The following is a 17,927-nucleotide window of genomic DNA, read 5'->3' as shown; positions in this document are numbered from 1 at the left end:
TTGAAAAATACCTCAAAAATAGGTATAAATATCGTTTAATCTTAACCTGCGTATCCGCGTATAACACGACTGGGATTTACGATGAGTAAACTAGATAAAACTGAAGTTTTAAGTGCATTTGAAGCCGCATATGAAGCCGCCAACGGCAAAAAGCCAGAGATCACCACTAAGCCTGGCTGGTACAGCATTGACGGTGGCAAAAATATGCGTCTGGCAGATGTAGCAGCTTTGACCGAAGAGCTAACTTCAGGGACAGCCGCAACAGAACAAGCTGCGCCAAAGAAAAAAGCAACAACGAAGGCCACTGCGCCTGCTGTTAAAAAAGCAGCACCGTTCACGGTTGTTAAAGCCAATGATGATGGCTATACCGCAGAAGAAGCTTGGATCATTGAGCTGGCTGAAAAGGACCATGACTGCCGCCTGCCACGTGGCGTTGTGTAAGCACCTTTTGTGTGGGCCAGCGCTCGCTGGCTCATTTCCTTCTAAAGTTTCGACAATTCAGTCACCTGTCACTAAAATTTTGCTATTTCCAGATAATCTCGGCTATGCTTTTGTGCAATAAAACATCAGTTAAGCAGCTTAAGCCATGCACCTTCTCTACCGCAGCTATCATTTTTTACTAAAAGCGATTGTCAGGTTTTTCGGTATCCCCGCACCTCAGTTATACCAAGGCACACAAGGTCTGGATGATGCGATTGTCGACTTATCTTTACCGGATAAAGCTCAGGTATTGGTCGTCACAGACACTGTACTGCACAAGTTAGAGGTTATTAACCCAGTGCTCAACGCCCTGCGCACTCGTAATTTAAGTCCTGTGATATACGATCAGGTTCAGGCCAACCCCACGATAGAGAATATTGAAAAAGGCTATCAGACTTATCGGCAACATCGCTGCGAGGCAATCGTTAGTGTCGGAGGCGGATCAGTATTGGATGCCGCGAAGTTAATCGGTGCCCGTGTTGTCAGACCAAATCGCTCAGTCGACGCTTTCTCTGGCCTGTTTAAGGTGCTTAAAACGCTACCACCCAACATCGCGATACCGACGACAGCAGGCACAGGCTCAGAAACCACAGTTGCAGCAGTATTTAATGACGATAAACGAAACAGAAAACTCGCCGCGGCCGATTTTTGCCTGGTACCTCAACGTGCAGTGTTACTCAGCCAACTCACCACAAGTTTACCCGCCGGGATCACCGCCACCACAGCGATAGACGCACTCACACACGCCATTGAAGCCTTATTAAGTATCAATGCCACTCAGCACACCGATAGCAAAGCACTGGAGGCATGTGCACTCATATTTGCCCATTTACCGACGGCCTACCAAGATGGTCAGGATATAAATGCGAGAGAAAAGCTGTTATATGCCTCGTTTCTGGCCGGACAGGCATTTACCCGAACTTCCGTTGGCTATATTCATGCCATTTCACATCAGCTTACTGCCAGATACGGCACCCCACATGGCCTAGCAAATGCCGTTTTGTTGTTACCTGTACTGCACTGGTATGGCGCCAGAATACACCCTCAGCTGGCAAAGGTTGCTTGCCACTGTAGTCTGACTTCTCTGGACTACCCCGAAGCGCAACAGGCACAGGATCTCATCACGCATATCACTCACTTACTTGCACAATTGAATATTCAGACTCAACTTAAAGAAGTTCTCAAAGACGACATTCAATCACTGGCACGAATGGCACTCGACGAAGCGCACCCGGATTACCCAGTACCACACTTTATGGCACTCCCGGATTGTCAGCATATACTAACCCAGATCCGGGCCTGATCTGAGATAAATTAGCTTACCTCGTTAGTATCGTTGCGAAGCCGTTGACGCGTCACTTTACCCCAGTATGGATCCTGGTAAGTGTCTTCTTGCATGCCCTCTATCCCGGCAGACGCAATTGCGCTGCGCCAAAATTGCGTTGCGTACTCGGCACCAGCGATTTGTTTAATAGTCCATAAACCCGGCTGATTAGCCCAAAGAGTGTGAGCAAATTGTGCGCCCTGCCCTGCTTTACGGTATCGCGGCACAATATAAAACTCACACACCTCAAATTCATCTTTCTGATGTTGCGCGATTGCCGCCAAACCTACCGGCGTTTCATTGTCATACCATAAATAGCCTGTGACATTCCCCTCCAGCACAGTATCTAGCGCGAACAAGCCATCCGCGCCGGGGTTTTTATTTGTGATTGCTGAAAACTCAGCCTCATAAGCCTGGGCTAAGTTCAGATAAACAGACAGATTATGAGTGTCAACCGGAATAAGCATGCGCACCTCCATTATTAACTGATATACAACAGTGAGTATATTATGAAATTAAGGATGTAATGTGCAGCACACTCCGGCGCACGGGACACAGGTTGAGTTATTGACGTGGTACGCCTGCTTCATCACCGGGCACAACATCCTGTTCAAGCAACGCTTCGACACACCACTTTTGCATCGCTGGACATGCCGCCACTTTGTCCATATAAGCTTTGACTTGTGGCCCGAGGTCAACGCCATAGGTTATGAAACGCATCACTACAGGTGCAAACATGGCATCCGCAATACTCCAGCTGCCAAATAGCCAACCACCAGACCCGTCAAATTCGCTCAGCTGCGCTTGCCAAATTTGGCCAATCCGCGCGATGTCCTTTTGCGCCGCCGCCGATAACTGTACGTGCCTCTGTGCCCTGATATTCATAGGCATTTCCGCTCTGAGTGCTAAAAAGCCACTGTGCATTTCTGAACTCAGTGCCCGTGCTCTGGCACGTAACTTAGGGCAGTCAGGCCAGGCCTCCCCTGATAAATAAGCTTCATTGATGTATTCACAAATAGCCAGCGACTCCCAGACAATCAGCTCACCATCAATCAATACTGGCACTTTTTGTGTCGGGCTAAGGCCGGACAGTGCCTTGTAGAATTCTTCAGTCTCCAGTTTAAGCGCTACCTCCTCGAAATTTAGTTTATACCTTTCAAGTATTAACCAAGCTCTTAGTGACCAGGTGGAGTAGTTTTTGTTGCCGATATAGAGTTTCATTGTCATCCTCAAATCATTGTATATATTTATTAGCTGCTCTACTTTAGGTTGCATATTGATCTTAAACCAGCGGATAATTCTGATATCAAACATCAATATCTCTTATGGATATGGACATAGAATCTCTACGTAGCTTTATCGCCTGTGTCGAAAATGGCAGCTTTACCCGGGCGGCCAGCCAGTTGCACCGAACTCAGTCAGCAATCAGTATGCAGATGAAAAAGCTCCAGCAGGATGTAGGTAAACCCTTATTTGAAAAGTCCGGTCGTAAACTGCATCTGACTCAGGATGGACATACGTTCATACGCTATGCCAGACGGTTAGTGCGCTTACACGATGATACCCTGGCCTCCATGCGTAGCAGCGAACACATAACTCCGCTCAGACTTGGATGTCCTGACGATTACGCTGAGACAATTTTGCCTGCACTCGTCAACCAGCTTCATCAGCACTGGGCAAACCTGGAACTGGACATTCACTGCATGTCCAGTAACCGAATAAAAGATGCGCTGGACCAGGGCGAATTGGATTTAGGCATCATTACGCGCAGTCCGGGTTCTGAGGAAGGGTTACTCCTCTATCATGATCAAGGGGTCTGGGTAGGGACACCAAGCTCCCAAGTTCCGCTGCCTCTGGCCATATTCCAGAGAGATTGCCGCTTTCATCAGGCAGCCACGGAAGGCCTGATGAAACAGGAACGAGCCTTTAAAGTCATCGCAAATTGTGGCAGCGCTTCAGCTTTACGCGCATTGGTAAAAGCGGACCTGGCGGTAGGTGCATTGGCAAGAAGTAGCGCACAGGATCTTAATATCATTACCCACTCAGGTCTCCCTGCTCTCCCAGCCATTGAAGTCGTTCTAATCAGAAGTAATACGACTGCTAACCCGGTGAAGGAAGATGATCTACGCACCATCTGTGATGCAATCCAACTTATTGATTAGTCCATTAATCTTTGCTCACATTCACCCTACATGCGCTTACATTTTATGACAGGCCACAAACAGACTCTCACAAGGAGTCCGCTTAAACTTGTCAGCAAGTTAATCAAACGGAATGACAGCAATGAAATCTTTATCTCTCCTCACACTCGTTTTTGCAGTTTCAGCCTCTTTTGCATCACAGGCTGCACAACATGATGAACAACACCGCGTAGGTGCACAACTATTCGGCGGCAGCGCTTCTTATAAAAGCTCTGATCAGGATGGGGATGGCGTTACGCATGTTTATGCATATTATAACTATCAGTATGATTCTACCTGGGCGCTGGAAGCGGGTATCAACACAGGTATGGAAGCAGATGAGTGGAAATGTACAGATGACAACGACGACAAATTTACCTGTACACGCAATGACAAGGCGCTATTTGAAATCGGCGCAAACGAGCTGGACTATGACAACTTTGTACTTGCAGTAAAAGGCCAGTATCAGCTCACCGAGAATAACTACTTATACGGTAAGGTCGGTGCACACTATTACGATTACGAAATTGGCTACAAAGGTAAAAACATGGTCGAAGAAGATGGTGTCAGCTTTTTAGCAGAGGCCGGCTGGCAATACGACTGGGACAGTGGTCTGTCAGTTAATGCGGCTATCCAATATATGGATATGGGCGACCTAGATACCTCAAGTTTGGGCGTAGGTATCAGTTATCGCTTCTAAATAAAGAAGTAAAACGCGCAGCTACAGGCTGCGCGTTTAATATTAGCTCTGTAATAATTGCTGCTGCAATAGCTGCACTTCATCCCGTATACTCGCCGCTTTCTCAAACTCCAGTTCGCGCGCATACTGCATCATCTGAGCCTCCAATTGCTTTATCTGCTCTGTGAGTTCAGTCACACTCTGACCCTGCTTGGCAACCATAGGTTGTTTCTGTGTTTTCGAAATCTTCGCAGCTTCTTCTGGCGACACTTCTTCACCTAAGTCCATCACATCAGTGATCTTTTTAACCAGGGCTTGTGGTTTCAGGCCATGCTTTTCATTATAAGCATGTTGAATAGCACGACGTCTCTCCGTTTCATCGATTGCCTTACGCATAGACTTGGTTACCACGTCACCATACAAAATCGCTTTACCGTTAATGTGTCGTGCAGCCCGGCCTATTGTCTGGATAAGAGATCGGGTCGAGCGTAAAAAGCCCTCTTTATCTGCATCCAGGATAGCCACCAGTGACACTTCAGGCATATCCAGACCCTCTCGAAGTAAGTTAATGCCAACTAACACATCAAAGACGCCTTTGCGCAAATCACGGATAATCTCCATACGCTCCACTGTATCTATGTCCGAGTGTAAATAACGCACCCGGACATCATGATCATTGAGGTAATCGGTCAAGTCTTCCGCCATGCGCTTTGTCAGCGTTGTAACGAGCACCCGCTCCTGCTGTTCAACCCGTCGATAGATTTCCGAGAGCAGATCATCAACCTGAGTCGCAACAGGCCGCACTTCCAATATAGGGTCGAGTAATCCTGTCGGACGGATCACCTGCTCAGCGACCTCCCCGCTCGAGCGCTCGATTTCATAATCACCCGGTGTCGCCGATACATAAATCGTTTGCGGTGCTATCGCCTCAAACTCTTCAAATTTGAGGGGACGGTTATCCATGGCAGAGGGCAATCTGAAGCCATATTCAACCAGGTTTTCTTTACGGCTGCGATCTCCCTTATACATGGCGCCTATCTGTGACACCGTGACATGAGACTCATCAATGATCATCAGCGCGTCGTCAGGTAAATAATCCAGTAAGGTTGGCGGCGGCTCGCCGGGTGCTCGACCAGATAAATAACGGCTATAGTTCTCAATGCCTGAGCAATAGCCAAGCTCGGTCATCATCTCAATATCATATTGCGTACGTTGGGCAACCCGCTGCTCCTCTACCAGCCGATTGTCGGTCAACAATTTATTGCGACGCTCTTTGAGTTCCAGTTTGATTTTCTCAATCGCATCTAAGATTTTCTCGCGCGGCGTGACGTAGTGAGTTTTTGGGTAAATCGTGGCACGCACTAAGTGCTTTTCAACAGCACCGGTGAGCGGGTCAAACATACTGATCCGTTCAATTTCTTCATCGAACATTTCCACCCGGATCGCATAGGTATCCGATTCTGCCGGGAAGATATCAATGACTTCTCCCCTGACCCGATATGTACCACGACTAAAATCCATGTCGTTGCGGGTATATTGCAGTTCCGCCAGGCGTCTCAGCATAGCCCGTTGCTCCATGGTTTCACCCACTTTAAGCAACAGCATCATTTTCATGTATGAGTCTGGGTCGCCCAAACCATAAATCGCAGAAACCGAAGCAACAATGATCGTATCCCGACGCTCCAACAAGGCTTTTGTCGCTGACAAACGCATTTGTTCAATATGTTCATTGATTGAGGCATCTTTCTCTATAAAGGTATCACTGGCAACGACATAGGCCTCAGGCTGATAATAATCATAATATGAGACAAAATACTCGACGGCATTATTGGGGAAAAACTCTTTCATCTCACCATACAACTGCGCCGCGAGTGTTTTGTTGTGCGCCATAATAATGGTTGGTCGATTCAAGTTATGAATAATATTGGCCATGGTAAAGGTTTTACCAGTACCGGTTGCCCCCAGCAAAGTCTGGTGTGCCAGGCCAGCTTCTAATCCGTCGCACAACTGGGCGATGGCAGTAGGCTGATCGCCATTGGGTGAAAACTCGGAAACCAGGTCAAATACATCACTCATACTGTTTTCTCCTGAGGTTGGCCCACTTGCATCGCATTTAGGGTACTCGTAAACCACCTATACGCCAACATGGCAGTGAACAGGTTACCAATTGCAGCACCGATAAACAGTCCCTGAATACCAGCAAAATGTGACCCCAAATAGGCACAGGGCACATAAAATATAAATAGACGAACGATGCTCAAAACTAATGCCCGCATAGGCTTATGTAATGCATTAAACGACGAATTAGTGAGAATGATGACCCCTTGCAAACCATAGCTCAGAGGCAAGGTATAGATAAATAGTTTAATGATGTCGATCACCTGAGGCTCATCACCAAATGCCTGACTGATCCAGTGTGAAGCTGCAATAAGCAAGATGTAGATTGCAAATTGCCATGCCATCACGAATTTCAAAGTAGTACGATAAGCATCTTCAACACGCTGATATTTCTGAGCACCGAAATTCTGACTCACGAAAGGAGGTAAGGTCATAGACAGCGCCAATACCACAAGGCTGGCAATAGATTCTATCCGACTGCCAACACCAAATGCCGCCACAGCTTCTGCGCCATAAGTGGCAATGATTGCGGTCATGACTGCCATGGCAATTGGCGTCAGCATATTCGCCCCGGCCGCTGGCAAGCCAATCTTGAGTATTTTACTGGTCGCCTGAAAAATGCTCTGCTGGGGACTGGAGAATTGTAGTAAACGCTTCTTAACCGCCAGTAAATAGAGAATAAATACAACACCAACGCTCCAGGCTATCACACTGGCTATCGCAGCACCTTTCACGCCGAGTTCAGGAAATGGACCGTAACCAAAAATAAGCAAGGGGTCCAGGATCGCATTAATCAATCCACCCAGGCCCATAATCAGGCTTGGCGTTTTCGTATCTCCACTGGCCCTGAGGATAGAGTTGCCTATCATCGGCATAATTAAAAATACAGCCCCTGCAAACCAAATCGAAATATAGTCATAGATATAAGGCATGGTTTGCGGACTTGCGCCCAGTAACGTGAATATAGGCTCAATCAACACGAAGCCTATGACCGACAAAACAGCCACCATCACCGCGGAGACTAATAAAGCGACAAACCCATCAAACTTAGCTTCATCCATGTTATTAGCGCCCAAAGCTTTAGCAATGACCGCCGAGGTACCAATACCAAGTCCGATTGCAAGACTGATGACAGTAAAGGTGACAGGGAAAGTAAAGCTGACTGCTGCCAGCGGCTCAGTACCTAGCAAACTAATGAAAAAGGTATCAATTAAGTTAAAACTCATCAGAGTGATCATGCCAAATATCATAGGGACGGTCATACGTCTGAGCGTTAGGGCGATTGACCCGTTGAGAATATCACTACCTGGACTTGATTGACGAACTGCGGACATAGTTTGCTTTACCTCATGTAGAAGCGGGTATTCTAATGGATCACCCTCTGTGATGCACTCAATTAAACAGCCATTTATAGGTAGATACTATACGTACAACCTGTCTATATAGATGTCGCACTTTATTGCATTTTGCCTGGGCCTCAATGTGCTTGTGCTAAATTGGCCATACACGAACCCGTAACACAGCAAACAAGTTATGCCACGATGCTCACCCCGCCCGGATAGGGCAATAAAATTGTTTTATTGGGGTATTTCACTCCAACTCAAACATATTTAGGAAAAAGTCGGTTTTTTATCGTATCAGAACTTGATTCGGGTTACTTTTTGCACATTGTTGGTGCTGGCAGGAAATAAATCCGTCATATTGTGCATTTCTCATTCCAGATTGGTGCAAATTAAATAAGATATTGAATAATAACAACAAAATATTTTTCACCAAAACCCTTGCATCGTCGCTATGCCCCGGAATAACTGGCTTTGTAAGACTTTTTAAAGTTTAATAAACAATGTTATCCACAGATTCCGTGGATAACTTATCGCAGCCTTTAAAAATAAAGGCCTAGCCTACGATCCAGACAAAGGATCGTGACACATGCGATGATCCTATCACTGCCAGGCGGGGATCAGGCCACAATTCAGAGCAAGATCACAGCCTATTAGACCAATATTAGAATATTGCAAATTTGAGGCAAAACACGCAAAACCAACATAAACCATTGACTTACAATAACTTTTAATATTTCACAACATTTATATGCAATAATTCTGTATATATTGAGTAATTTTTGTGCAATAAATTCCAATTATACTGGATTGTTATTCGATCATTTCCGAGATCTTTCCCGGATCGCGCAAGGCAAGCATTATTGATCCCAACTAAAGTGTAAAAAAAACTCTCTTCGAACAAAAATAAGACATAAACACCAAAAATTATACATTTCGTGACTGGGCCGAATCCTCTGCTCGACGTCCACAGTTACAGCTAATACCATCAAGATAGCTTATCAGGCAGCTAAAAAAGGGGTAAATCGCGCATTAATTCAGCGAACGGACTGCTTTTTTACAATTCAATGATTTTTATTGTTGACACCTTGCCTAGCGGTCATTAATATTTCGCCCCGTTGAGAGACATGCAAGGCATGGTTTGCGGACTTGCGCCCAGTAACGTGAATATAGGCTCAATCAACACGAAGCCTATGACCGACAAAACAGCCACCATCACCGCGGAGACTAATAAAGCGACAAACCCATCAAACTTAGCTTCATCCATGTTATTAGCGCCCAAAGCTTTAGCAATGACCGCCGAGGTACCAATACCAAGTCCGATTGCAAGACTGATGACAGTAAAGGTGACAGGGAAAGTAAAGCTGACTGCTGCCAGCGGCTCAGTACCTAGCAAACTAATGAAAAAGGTATCAATTAAGTTAAAACTCATCAGAGTGATCATGCCAAATATCATAGGGACGGTCATACGTCTGAGCGTTAGGGCGATTGACCCGTTGAGAATATCACTACCTGGACTTGATTGACGAACTGCGGACATAGTTTGCTTTACCTCATGTAGAAGCGGGTATTCTAATGGATCACCCTCTGTGATGCACTCAATTAAACAGCCATTTATAGGTAGATACTATACGTACAACCTGTCTATATAGATGTCGCACTTTATTGCATTTTGCCTGGGCCTCAATGTGCTTGTGCTAAATTGGCCATACACGAACCCGTAACACAGCAAACAAGTTATGCCACGATGCTCACCCCGCCCGGATAGGGCAATAAAATTGTTTTATTGGGGTATTTCACTCCAACTCAAACATATTTAGGAAAAAGTCGGTTTTTTATCGTATCAGAACTTGATTCGGGTTACTTTTTGCACATTGTTGGTGCTGGCAGGAAATAAATCCGTCATATTGTGCATTTCTCATTCCAGATTGGTGCAAATTAAATAAGATATTGAATAATAACAACAAAATATTTTTCACCAAAACCCTTGCATCGTCGCTATGCCCCGGAATAACTGGCTTTGTAAGACTTTTTAAAGTTTAATAAACAATGTTATCCACAGATTCCGTGGATAACTTATCGCAGCCTTTAAAAATAAAGGCCTAGCCTACGATCCAGACAAAGGATCGTGACACATGCGATGATCCTATCACTGCCAGGCGGGGATCAGGCCACAATTCAGAGCAAGATCACAGCCTATTAGACCAATATTAGAATATTGCAAATTTGAGGCAAAACACGCAAAACCAACATAAACCATTGACTTACAATAACTTTTAATATTTCACAACATTTATATGCAATAATTCTGTATATATTGAGTAATTTTTGTGCAATAAATTCCAATTATACTGGATTGTTATTCGATCATTTCCGAGATCTTTCCCGGATCGCGCAAGGCAAGCATTATTGATCCCAACTAAAGTGTAAAAAAAACTCTCTTCGAACAAAAATAAGACATAAACACCAAAAATTATACATTTCGTGACTGGGCCGAATCCTCTGCTCGACGTCCACAGTTACAGCTAATACCATCAAGATAGCTTATCAGGCAGCTAAAAAAGGGGTAAATCGCGCATTAATTCAGCGAACGGACTGCTTTTTTACAATTCAATGATTTTTATTGTTGACACCTTGCCTAGCGGTCATTAATATTTCGCCCCGTTGAGAGACATGCTTCCCCCTTAGCTCAGTTGGTTAGAGCGACGGACTGTTAATCCGCAGGTCCCCCGTTCGAGTCGGGGAGGGGGAGCCAATCTTTCAATGTAAACGATTCCCCCTTAGCTCAGTTGGTTAGAGCGACGGACTGTTAATCCGCAGGTCCCCCGTTCGAGTCGGGGAGGGGGAGCCACTTTTTATTGGCCTATCGTTTATACTCTAGAAGTTCCCCCTTAGCTCAGTTGGTTAGAGCGACGGACTGTTAATCCGCAGGTCCCCCGTTCGAGTCGGGGAGGGGGAGCCATTTAGAGTAAGTTCATATTTGTTCCCCCTTAGCTCAGTTGGTTAGAGCGACGGACTGTTAATCCGCAGGTCCCCCGTTCGAGTCGGGGAGGGGGAGCCAATCTTTCAATGTAAACGATTCCCCCTTAGCTCAGTTGGTTAGAGCGACGGACTGTTAATCCGCAGGTCCCCCGTTCGAGTCGGGGAGGGGGAGCCAATCTTTCAATGTAAACGATTCCCCCTTAGCTCAGTTGGTTAGAGCGACGGACTGTTAATCCGCAGGTCCCCCGTTCGAGTCGGGGAGGGGGAGCCAATCTTTCAATGTAAACGATTCCCCCTTAGCTCAGTTGGTTAGAGCGACGGACTGTTAATCCGCAGGTCCCCCGTTCGAGTCGGGGAGGGGGAGCCAATCTTTCAATGTAAACGATTCCCCCTTAGCTCAGTTGGTTAGAGCGACGGACTGTTAATCCGCAGGTCCCCCGTTCGAGTCGGGGAGGGGGAGCCAATCTTTCAATGTAAACGATTCCCCCTTAGCTCAGTTGGTTAGAGCGACGGACTGTTAATCCGCAGGTCCCCCGTTCGAGTCGGGGAGGGGGAGCCAATCTTTCAATGTAAACGATTCCCCCTTAGCTCAGTTGGTTAGAGCGACGGACTGTTAATCCGCAGGTCCCCCGTTCGAGTCGGGGAGGGGGAGCCAATCTTTCAATGTAAACGATTCCCCCTTAGCTCAGTTGGTTAGAGCGACGGACTGTTAATCCGCAGGTCCCCCGTTCGAGTCGGGGAGGGGGAGCCAACCTACTACTCTCTTCTAATTGTTCTTATTTTTCTTTTACATCTTTTTGGCAATTGTTCGAATATATTAGACTTTTTCTAATGAATGCTCTACCCTACAGGCATTCTAGGCGGCTATTTCACTCCTCAAAAAAGCTGCTGATGCAAGTCAGTCGACGAATGGAATTTAATCCCAATTTCAGGTAGATGAATAACAATGGCAGGTTTTAAAAAACTCATATTTCTCCAGCTCATTTCCTGGATTGTTTTTTCTGCGCTTGGTAGCTTCTTGATCGCAAGCAGCTTTGATAACGCCGTCAGCAGAGCCCAGCAAAATGCACAAAGCATGGTGAGTAACTATATTCAGGAAAAAACCATGGCGGATGTCACGCCTGAGCACATACGCTTATCTTTAGGCAGTGGCAACGTATTTTCTTCTTTTATTGTCCGCGATTTTGCCGGACAAACCGTTTTGAATATCAATACTCAGAGTGAAATGCCAGTACTGGCAGGTATCATCGCAGATACTATGAACTCTATCCGGCCACAATTTGCGGTCAATAAGAGTAAAGACATTAAAATAGAATTCCTGATCAATGTAGAGAGTCAGGCAGAATTGCTGCAACAAGCTATGATTTTTATGATCATTATCTCAGCTCTGATGGCCTTTTTCCCTATCTTTTATATGAAGACCATTTATCGCAAGCTAAATCGTAATGTCAGTATGACCGTTGCCGATGCGGTTGACATCTATATTACCCAAAACCAAGTGTCTGAAAGCATAGATCAGGATTTCAATACTAATAAAGTGGCTGAATTGGGCGCTGAGCTGGCCCCTTCATTCAACCGGCTTGCTCACTTTCTGAAGAGCAAACAGGAAGACATTAAATCAGCTGCCCAGACAATCAAGCAAGAAGCCTATAAAGATGTGGTGACCGGTCTTGGTAACCGTAATATGTTTGTTGAGTACTACGAACACCAGATCGAATCTGCCAGCGATAAGAGCTTTGGTTCACTGGCCATGGTGCGTTGTAGCGAGCTGCAAATGATTAACCAGACCCGGGGTTATCAAAAAGGCGATTTATATATTAAAGGGATTGCTGACATTGTTAAGCATGTTAGTGGTACCTACACGGGCAGTCAGGTGTTCCGCCTCAACAGCTCCGACTTTGCCGTTATTTTACCGAATATTCCGTCGAAAGAAGCCGAACGTTTTGGCGAAACCCTGCAAGCCAGATTTACTCAGTATCAGCAAAACCAGGAATTAAGCTCCGTTGCCAACACAGGTATTGTGCCTTACGAATCAGGTAAGCCGTTAGGTGAATTACTATCTGTTGTGGATAACGCCATGAGTATGGCACAGAGCAAGCAAGCCAATGCCTGGCACCTGCAGCGAGAAACGGACCTGGTTAATAATGTTGGTGCCGGATTTGGTAATCAAAACTGGCGACGCGTTATCCGCGAAGTCATTGAAAGCCGTCGGGTTATGCTGATGATGCAAAACATCATGCCGATCGGAAAAAATGTTAAAGCGTATGCCGAAATACAGGCACGCTTTAAAACCGAGGATGGGCAAATGCTGCCTACCGCGTCTTTCCTGGCGATGGCAGAAAAGTTAGAAATGGCTGTAGAAATTGATCAGCTCATCATTGATACCTCGATTGAGATGATTAAATCTCGCAATTTCAATGAAAAGTTCTTCGGTATCAATGTCACAGCATCCAGTGCCCACAGTGATCAGTTTGTTATCTGGCTTGAGCGCCGGCTGTTAAAAGAAGCCAACCTGGCATCTAAGCTTATTTTTGAAGTCAGCGAATTTGGCTTGCAACAGAATATTAAAGCCAGTAAACGCTTTATCGATATGGTACACCGGGTTGGTGCCCGTATCACAGTTGAACGTTTCGGTGTTGGGCTCACCTCCTTTAAGTTCTTCCGCGACCTGAAACCTGACTTTATTAAGATGGATGCGAGCTACACCCGCGGCCTGGAAGAAGATAAAAATAACCAGTACTTCATGCGTCTGATGGTCGACCTTGCGCATCGCATTGGAGTCAGTGTGTTTGCCGAAGGGGTCGAAAGCCAGGAAGAAAAGCACATTGTTGAGACCTTATGCCTTGACGGTGTTCAGGGCTACTACATCGAAAAGCCAAAAGAAGTTTGACACTCTGATGACAACAGGGCAAGTTTATTGCCCTATTGTCAACTTTAATAGCCATTTTTAACAAACTTTCCCTCCTCTCACCTGGCTAAATACTGTGATCTCTGGCCCGAAATTGTTAGAATTCTCAGTCTATTCTGGTTCTCTGTAAATTCATTCACACTAAGGGGCAAGCATGACAGAGTATATTCTGTTGCTTATTGGCACAGTGTTGGTAAATAACTTTGTATTGGTGCAATTCCTGGGTTTATGCCCATTTATGGGTGTGTCGGGCAAACTGGAGACTGCCATCGGCATGTCACTTGCGACAACCTTTGTACTGACACTGGCATCCGTCACAAGTTATCTGGTTAATCAGTACATTTTGCTTCCCCTGGATCTTACCTTCCTGCGCACAATGAGCTTTATTTTAGTGATTGCTGTAGTAGTGCAATTCACAGAGATGGTCGTTCGCAAGACCAGCCCAACTTTGTACCGATTGCTTGGTATCTTTTTACCTCTGATCACCACCAACTGCGCAGTATTAGGGGTCGCACTACTTAACATCAAAAATGACCACACATTTATCGGCTCCGCAGTGTACGGTTTCGGTGCCGCTGTGGGCTTTTCATTAGTGCTGGTTTTATTTGCCGCGTTACGAGAACGCCTGGCAGTCGCAGATGTGCCCGCACCATTTAAAGGCGCATCGATAGCCATGATCACTGCCGGACTGATGTCACTGGCCTTTATGGGTTTTTCTGGATTGGTGAAGTTCTGAGATGACACTATTTTTTTACGCACTTATCGCCATCGGCGCGCTGGCGCTGGTATTTGGCCTTATTCTCGGCTACGCAGCCGTAAAGTATCGGGTTGAAAGCAACCCCATTGTTGACCAAGTAGATGCCATTCTACCCCAAACACAATGTGGTCAATGTGGCTATCCGGGGTGTCGTCCTTATGCAGAAGCCATTGCTAACGGTGACGACGTCAATAAATGCCCACCGGGTGGTGAAGCGACGGTCAAAAAACTCGCCGACTTAATGGGGGTTGAAGCCAAACCGCTGGCAGGTGGTGAAGAGGCAGAGCCCATTAAAAAAGTCGCCTATATACGCGAAGATGAATGCATTGGCTGCACGAAATGTATTCAGGCCTGCCCGGTTGATGCCATTGTTGGTGCGACTCGCCAGATGCACACTGTCATTGCCGATGAATGTACCGGCTGTGACCTGTGTGTTGACCCCTGCCCTGTCGATTGTATTGATATGATCCCGGTGGCACAAACCGTACAAACCTGGAAATGGCAGATAGATGCTATTCCTGTAAAGCAAATCGACTAAGAGGGTTAAGTGGAAACTTTACTTGAACAAATTGAACACGGTAAATTGTGGCAGTTTCCCGGTGGTATTCATCCACCGGAGCAAAAATCTGTGTCAAACCAGGCGAGTATTGGTCGTATTCCCCTGCCCGATTATCTGGTGCTCCCCCTGAAGCAACACATAGGTGCCAACGGCCAGCTGCTGGTCAATAAGGGAGATACCGTACATAAAGGCCAGGCATTAACCCGCCCGGGCGCAAACTGGTCATTACCGGTACATGCCCCGACGTCCGGTGTGATCAGTGATATCAAGCCAATGCCTTCTGCGCACCCTTCTGCGCTACCTGAGCTAAGTATCGTCCTCACCCCAGATGGCGAGGACCGCTGGTGTAAGCTTAACCCGGTGGCAGACTATAAGCAGTTAGACAATCAGGCCTTGATCGACATTATTCATCATGCCGGTATTGCCGGAATGGGTGGTGCCGGTTTCCCAACCTATGTAAAGGCCGACAGCGCTAAGCATAAGCCCATCGAGTTTTTAGTGGTCAATGGCGTGGAATGTGAGCCGTATATCACTGCAGATGATCTGTTGATGCGCGAACATGCCGAGCAAATTGTGCAGGGCATCGAGATTATGCAGCATCTGCTTAATCCTGAATATGTCCTGGTGGGTATCGAAACCAATAAACCCGAAGCCATTGAGGCCATGACAGCCGCTGCGGCACATAACAGTAAGATTCTCATCCGCAGCCTGCCCGTCAAATACCCCTCGGGTGGTGAAAAGCAGCTAATACAAGTGCTTACTTCGAAAGAAGTCCCCAGTGGCGGGATCCCAGCAGATGTCGGTGTTCTGGTGCAGAATGTCGGCACTTTGTTCGCTGTTAGCGAAGCCGTGTCTAAAGGCAAACCTCTGATTGAACGTGTGGTGACCATAACCGGTAACACCATCCAGACACCACAAAATGTCTGGGCCTTGCTGGGCACTGAAATTAAGCACTTACTTACCTGCCAGGGCTTTGAACCCGTTACTGACCAACGCGTCATCATGGGTGGACCTATGATGGGCTTTACTCTGCCAACGGTACGGATCCCGGTGGTAAAAACCACCAACTGTATTCTGGCTCCGGATAACCAGGAGCTGGCTGTTGCCGGCCCCGAGCAAGCTTGTATTCGCTGTAGTGCCTGTGCCGACGCCTGCCCACAAACGCTGCTGCCACAGCAGTTACAATGGTTTGCCAAAGGTAAAGAGTACGACAAACTCGAAGAGCATAACCTGTTCGACTGTATCGAATGTGGTGCCTGTGCCTATGTCTGCCCAAGTGAAATTCCACTGGTACAATATTATCGCGTAGCCAAAGCCGAAATCCGCGAACAGAAGCTCGAAAAAGTAAAGGCTGAGCGGGCTAAAGAACGCTTTGAGGCACGTAAAGAGCGACTCGAACGCGATCAAGAAGAGCGCCAGAATCGTCATAAACGGCCAGCACGCAGCACCCCTCGCAATGCCGAGCAACAAGACAAAGTCAGTGCGGCAATGGAACGCGTTAAACAGAAAAAAGACAGTCAGTCGGCAGTGCAGGCCGCCATCGAAAGAGCAAAGGCTAAAAAAGCCGCCGATGGCACACTGGAACCAGACAATTCAGAGGTCGCGCTGGAGCGCGCTAAACGAAAAGAAAAAGCGCGCCAGTATAAAGCAGACAAAGACGCCCAGGCTTCACCTGAGATGCATGCCGGTGGAGAAGGATCGCGCAAAGACGCCGTTGCTGCCGCGATAGCACGCGCCAAGGCCAAGAAAGCGGCCCAACAAAATGAAACAGCTGAACCGCAAACAGCAACCGACGACCCGCGTAAAGCAGCTGTCGCTGCCGCAATAGCACGTGCTAAAGCCAAAAAAGCGGCGCAACAGGATGATCAGCCAGCGCAACAACAAAGCGACGAGGCAGACAGCGATCCGCGCAAAGCCGCCGTTGCAGCTGCCATTGCCCGTGCTAAGGCGAAGAAAGCCGCCAAAGAGACAGAGCAACAAGCAGACGCAGAGCCTGCAGAGACTGACGCTGAGCCGGAGGATCCGCGCAAAGCCGCCGTCGCAGCTGCCATTGCCCGCGCCAAGGCCAAGAAAGCCGCCAAAGAGACAGAGCAACAAGCAAACGCAGAGACTGACTCTGAACCGGAAGATCCGCGCAAGGCCGCCGTTGCAGCTGCCATTGCCCGTGCTAAGGCGAAGAAAGCCGCCAAAGAGGCCGAGCAACAAGCAGACGCAGAGCCTACAGAGACTGACGCTGAACCGGAAGATCCTCGCAAGGCCGCTGTTGCAGCTGCCATTGCCCGCGCTAAGGCGAAGAAAGCCGCCAAAGAGGCCGAGCAACAAGCAGACGCAGAGCCTGCAGAGACTGACGCTGAACCGGAAGATCCGCGCAAAGCCGCCGTCGCAGCTGCCATTGCCCGCGCCAAGGCCAAGAAAGCCGCCAAAGAGACAGAGCAACAAGCAGACGCAGAGCCTGCAGAGACTGACGCTGAGCCGGAGGATCCGCGCAAAGCCGCCGTCGCAGCTGCCATTGCCCGCGCCAAGGCCAAGAAAGCCGCCAAAGAGACAGAGCAACAAGCAGACGCAGAGCCTGCAGAGACTGACGCTGAACCGGAAGATCC

The 17,927-nt window shown here is 47.3% G+C and carries 12 protein-coding genes, 11 tRNA genes and 1 pseudogene; 19 read left to right on the top strand and 5 right to left on the bottom strand.

What is annotated here, in order from left to right:
* The first annotated feature begins 81 nt into the window (after positions 1 to 81).
* Both PRUB_RS19380 and PRUB_RS19375 read left to right on the top strand, forming a co-directional pair.
* On the top strand, positions 82 to 441 hold the full coding sequence (locus tag PRUB_RS19380) for a hypothetical protein (RefSeq protein WP_010386474.1): 360 nt from the start codon (positions 82 to 84) through the stop codon (positions 439 to 441).
* 145 nt (positions 442 to 586) lie between these two features.
* Positions 587 to 1,783, top strand: a complete 1,197-nt coding sequence (locus tag PRUB_RS19375) for an iron-containing alcohol dehydrogenase (protein ID WP_010386475.1) — start codon at positions 587 to 589, stop codon at positions 1,781 to 1,783.
* Between the two features lie 11 nt (positions 1,784 to 1,794).
* Here the strand turns inward: PRUB_RS19375 and PRUB_RS19370 are convergent, their stop codons facing one another.
* Both PRUB_RS19370 and PRUB_RS19365 read right to left on the bottom strand, forming a co-directional pair.
* On the bottom strand, positions 1,795 to 2,271 hold the full coding sequence (locus tag PRUB_RS19370; RefSeq protein ID WP_010386476.1) for a GNAT family N-acetyltransferase: 477 nt from the start codon (positions 2,269 to 2,271) through the stop codon (positions 1,795 to 1,797).
* Between the two features lie 97 nt (positions 2,272 to 2,368).
* Positions 2,369 to 3,025 carry a glutathione S-transferase family protein gene (locus PRUB_RS19365; RefSeq protein ID WP_040645585.1) on the bottom strand — a complete coding sequence of 219 codons (657 nt, stop codon included), beginning with the start codon at positions 3,023 to 3,025 and terminating at the stop codon, positions 2,369 to 2,371.
* Between the two features lie 104 nt (positions 3,026 to 3,129).
* Between PRUB_RS19365 and PRUB_RS19360 the strand changes: the two genes are divergently transcribed.
* Together PRUB_RS19360 and PRUB_RS19355 are read left to right on the top strand one after the other, a co-directional pair.
* Positions 3,130 to 3,966 (top strand): LysR substrate-binding domain-containing protein, encoded by an 837-nt coding sequence (locus PRUB_RS19360; protein WP_010386479.1) that lies wholly within the window; start codon positions 3,130 to 3,132, stop codon positions 3,964 to 3,966.
* 121 nt (positions 3,967 to 4,087) lie between these two features.
* A complete protein-coding gene (locus PRUB_RS19355; protein WP_010386480.1) occupies positions 4,088 to 4,684 on the top strand; it encodes a porin family protein in 597 nt (198 codons plus the stop codon).
* A 42-nt stretch (positions 4,685 to 4,726) separates the two neighbouring features.
* On the opposite strand, the gene uvrB is transcribed toward PRUB_RS19355, so the two are convergent.
* From uvrB to PRUB_RS19340, 3 genes and pseudogenes are all read right to left on the bottom strand, one after another.
* A complete protein-coding gene (gene uvrB / locus PRUB_RS19350) occupies positions 4,727 to 6,739 on the bottom strand; it encodes an excinuclease ABC subunit UvrB (protein ID WP_010386482.1) in 2,013 nt (670 codons plus the stop codon).
* On the bottom strand, positions 6,736 to 8,115 hold the full coding sequence (locus tag PRUB_RS19345) for an MATE family efflux transporter (RefSeq protein WP_040645576.1): 1,380 nt from the start codon (positions 8,113 to 8,115) through the stop codon (positions 6,736 to 6,738). The genes uvrB and PRUB_RS19345 overlap by 4 nt, the downstream gene beginning before the upstream one ends.
* Positions 8,116 to 9,253: 1,138 nt before the next feature.
* Positions 9,254 to 9,661: pseudogene (locus PRUB_RS19340) on the bottom strand (MATE family efflux transporter); the annotation flags it as partial.
* A gap of 1,138 nt (positions 9,662 to 10,799) precedes the next feature.
* Here PRUB_RS19340 and PRUB_RS19335 point away from each other — a divergent pair.
* From PRUB_RS19335 to rsxC, 15 genes are all read left to right on the top strand, one after another.
* Positions 10,800 to 10,876, top strand: a tRNA-Asn gene (locus PRUB_RS19335).
* A 19-nt stretch (positions 10,877 to 10,895) separates the two neighbouring features.
* Positions 10,896 to 10,972: transfer RNA gene (locus PRUB_RS19330), tRNA-Asn, on the top strand.
* 34 nt (positions 10,973 to 11,006) lie between these two features.
* A tRNA-Asn gene (locus PRUB_RS19325) sits at positions 11,007 to 11,083 on the top strand.
* 22 nt (positions 11,084 to 11,105) lie between these two features.
* Positions 11,106 to 11,182: transfer RNA gene (locus PRUB_RS19320), tRNA-Asn, on the top strand.
* Positions 11,183 to 11,201: 19 nt separating this feature from the next.
* A tRNA-Asn gene (locus PRUB_RS19315) sits at positions 11,202 to 11,278 on the top strand.
* A 19-nt stretch (positions 11,279 to 11,297) separates the two neighbouring features.
* Positions 11,298 to 11,374 (top strand) — tRNA-Asn (locus PRUB_RS19310).
* Positions 11,375 to 11,393: 19 nt separating this feature from the next.
* A tRNA-Asn gene (locus tag PRUB_RS19305) sits at positions 11,394 to 11,470 on the top strand.
* Between the two features lie 19 nt (positions 11,471 to 11,489).
* Positions 11,490 to 11,566: transfer RNA gene (locus PRUB_RS19300), tRNA-Asn, on the top strand.
* Positions 11,567 to 11,585: 19 nt separating this feature from the next.
* Positions 11,586 to 11,662: transfer RNA gene (locus PRUB_RS19295), tRNA-Asn, on the top strand.
* A 19-nt stretch (positions 11,663 to 11,681) separates the two neighbouring features.
* Positions 11,682 to 11,758 (top strand) — tRNA-Asn (locus PRUB_RS19290).
* A 19-nt stretch (positions 11,759 to 11,777) separates the two neighbouring features.
* A tRNA-Asn gene (locus PRUB_RS19285) sits at positions 11,778 to 11,854 on the top strand.
* A 195-nt stretch (positions 11,855 to 12,049) separates the two neighbouring features.
* Positions 12,050 to 13,993: an EAL domain-containing protein gene (locus PRUB_RS19280; protein WP_010386485.1), complete on the top strand. Its 1,944-nt coding sequence runs from the start codon at positions 12,050 to 12,052 to the stop codon at positions 13,991 to 13,993.
* A gap of 172 nt (positions 13,994 to 14,165) precedes the next feature.
* Positions 14,166 to 14,747, top strand: a complete 582-nt coding sequence (gene rsxA / locus PRUB_RS19275) for an electron transport complex subunit RsxA (protein WP_010386487.1) — start codon at positions 14,166 to 14,168, stop codon at positions 14,745 to 14,747.
* A 1-nt stretch (position 14,748) separates the two neighbouring features.
* Positions 14,749 to 15,306: an electron transport complex subunit RsxB gene (rsxB, locus tag PRUB_RS19270; protein WP_010386489.1), complete on the top strand. Its 558-nt coding sequence runs from the start codon at positions 14,749 to 14,751 to the stop codon at positions 15,304 to 15,306.
* 9 nt (positions 15,307 to 15,315) lie between these two features.
* Positions 15,316 to 17,927: electron transport complex subunit RsxC (gene rsxC, locus PRUB_RS19265; protein ID WP_242065262.1), on the top strand; the 2,612-nt coding region annotated here is incomplete at its 3' end.

This window comes from Pseudoalteromonas rubra (assembly GCF_000238295.3).
Taxonomy (GTDB): domain Bacteria; phylum Pseudomonadota; class Gammaproteobacteria; order Enterobacterales; family Alteromonadaceae; genus Pseudoalteromonas; species Pseudoalteromonas rubra.
Note: the sequence above shows the minus strand (reverse complement) of the source record. Positions and strands in the feature narration are given on the sequence as shown.

What these genes read in the sequence shown, in the direction of transcription:
- PRUB_RS19380 (WP_010386474.1), top strand. Translation starts at nt 82, where the DNA reads ATGAGTAAACTAGATAAAACTGAAGTTTTAAGTGCATTTGAAGCCGCA.
- PRUB_RS19375 (WP_010386475.1), top strand. Translation starts at nt 587, where the DNA reads ATGCACCTTCTCTACCGCAGCTATCATTTTTTACTAAAAGCGATTGTC.
- PRUB_RS19370 (WP_010386476.1), bottom strand. Translation starts at nt 2,271, where the DNA reads ATGCTTATTCCGGTTGACACTCATAATCTGTCTGTTTATCTGAACTTA.
- PRUB_RS19365 (WP_040645585.1), bottom strand. Translation starts at nt 3,025, where the DNA reads ATGAAACTCTATATCGGCAACAAAAACTACTCCACCTGGTCACTAAGA.
- PRUB_RS19360 (WP_010386479.1), top strand. Translation starts at nt 3,130, where the DNA reads ATGGATATGGACATAGAATCTCTACGTAGCTTTATCGCCTGTGTCGAA.
- PRUB_RS19355 (WP_010386480.1), top strand. Translation starts at nt 4,088, where the DNA reads ATGAAATCTTTATCTCTCCTCACACTCGTTTTTGCAGTTTCAGCCTCT.
- uvrB (WP_010386482.1), bottom strand. Translation starts at nt 6,739, where the DNA reads ATGAGTGATGTATTTGACCTGGTTTCCGAGTTTTCACCCAATGGCGAT.
- PRUB_RS19345 (WP_040645576.1), bottom strand. Translation starts at nt 8,115, where the DNA reads ATGTCCGCAGTTCGTCAATCAAGTCCAGGTAGTGATATTCTCAACGGG.
- PRUB_RS19280 (WP_010386485.1), top strand. Translation starts at nt 12,050, where the DNA reads ATGGCAGGTTTTAAAAAACTCATATTTCTCCAGCTCATTTCCTGGATT.
- rsxA (WP_010386487.1), top strand. Translation starts at nt 14,166, where the DNA reads ATGACAGAGTATATTCTGTTGCTTATTGGCACAGTGTTGGTAAATAAC.
- rsxB (WP_010386489.1), top strand. Translation starts at nt 14,749, where the DNA reads ATGACACTATTTTTTTACGCACTTATCGCCATCGGCGCGCTGGCGCTG.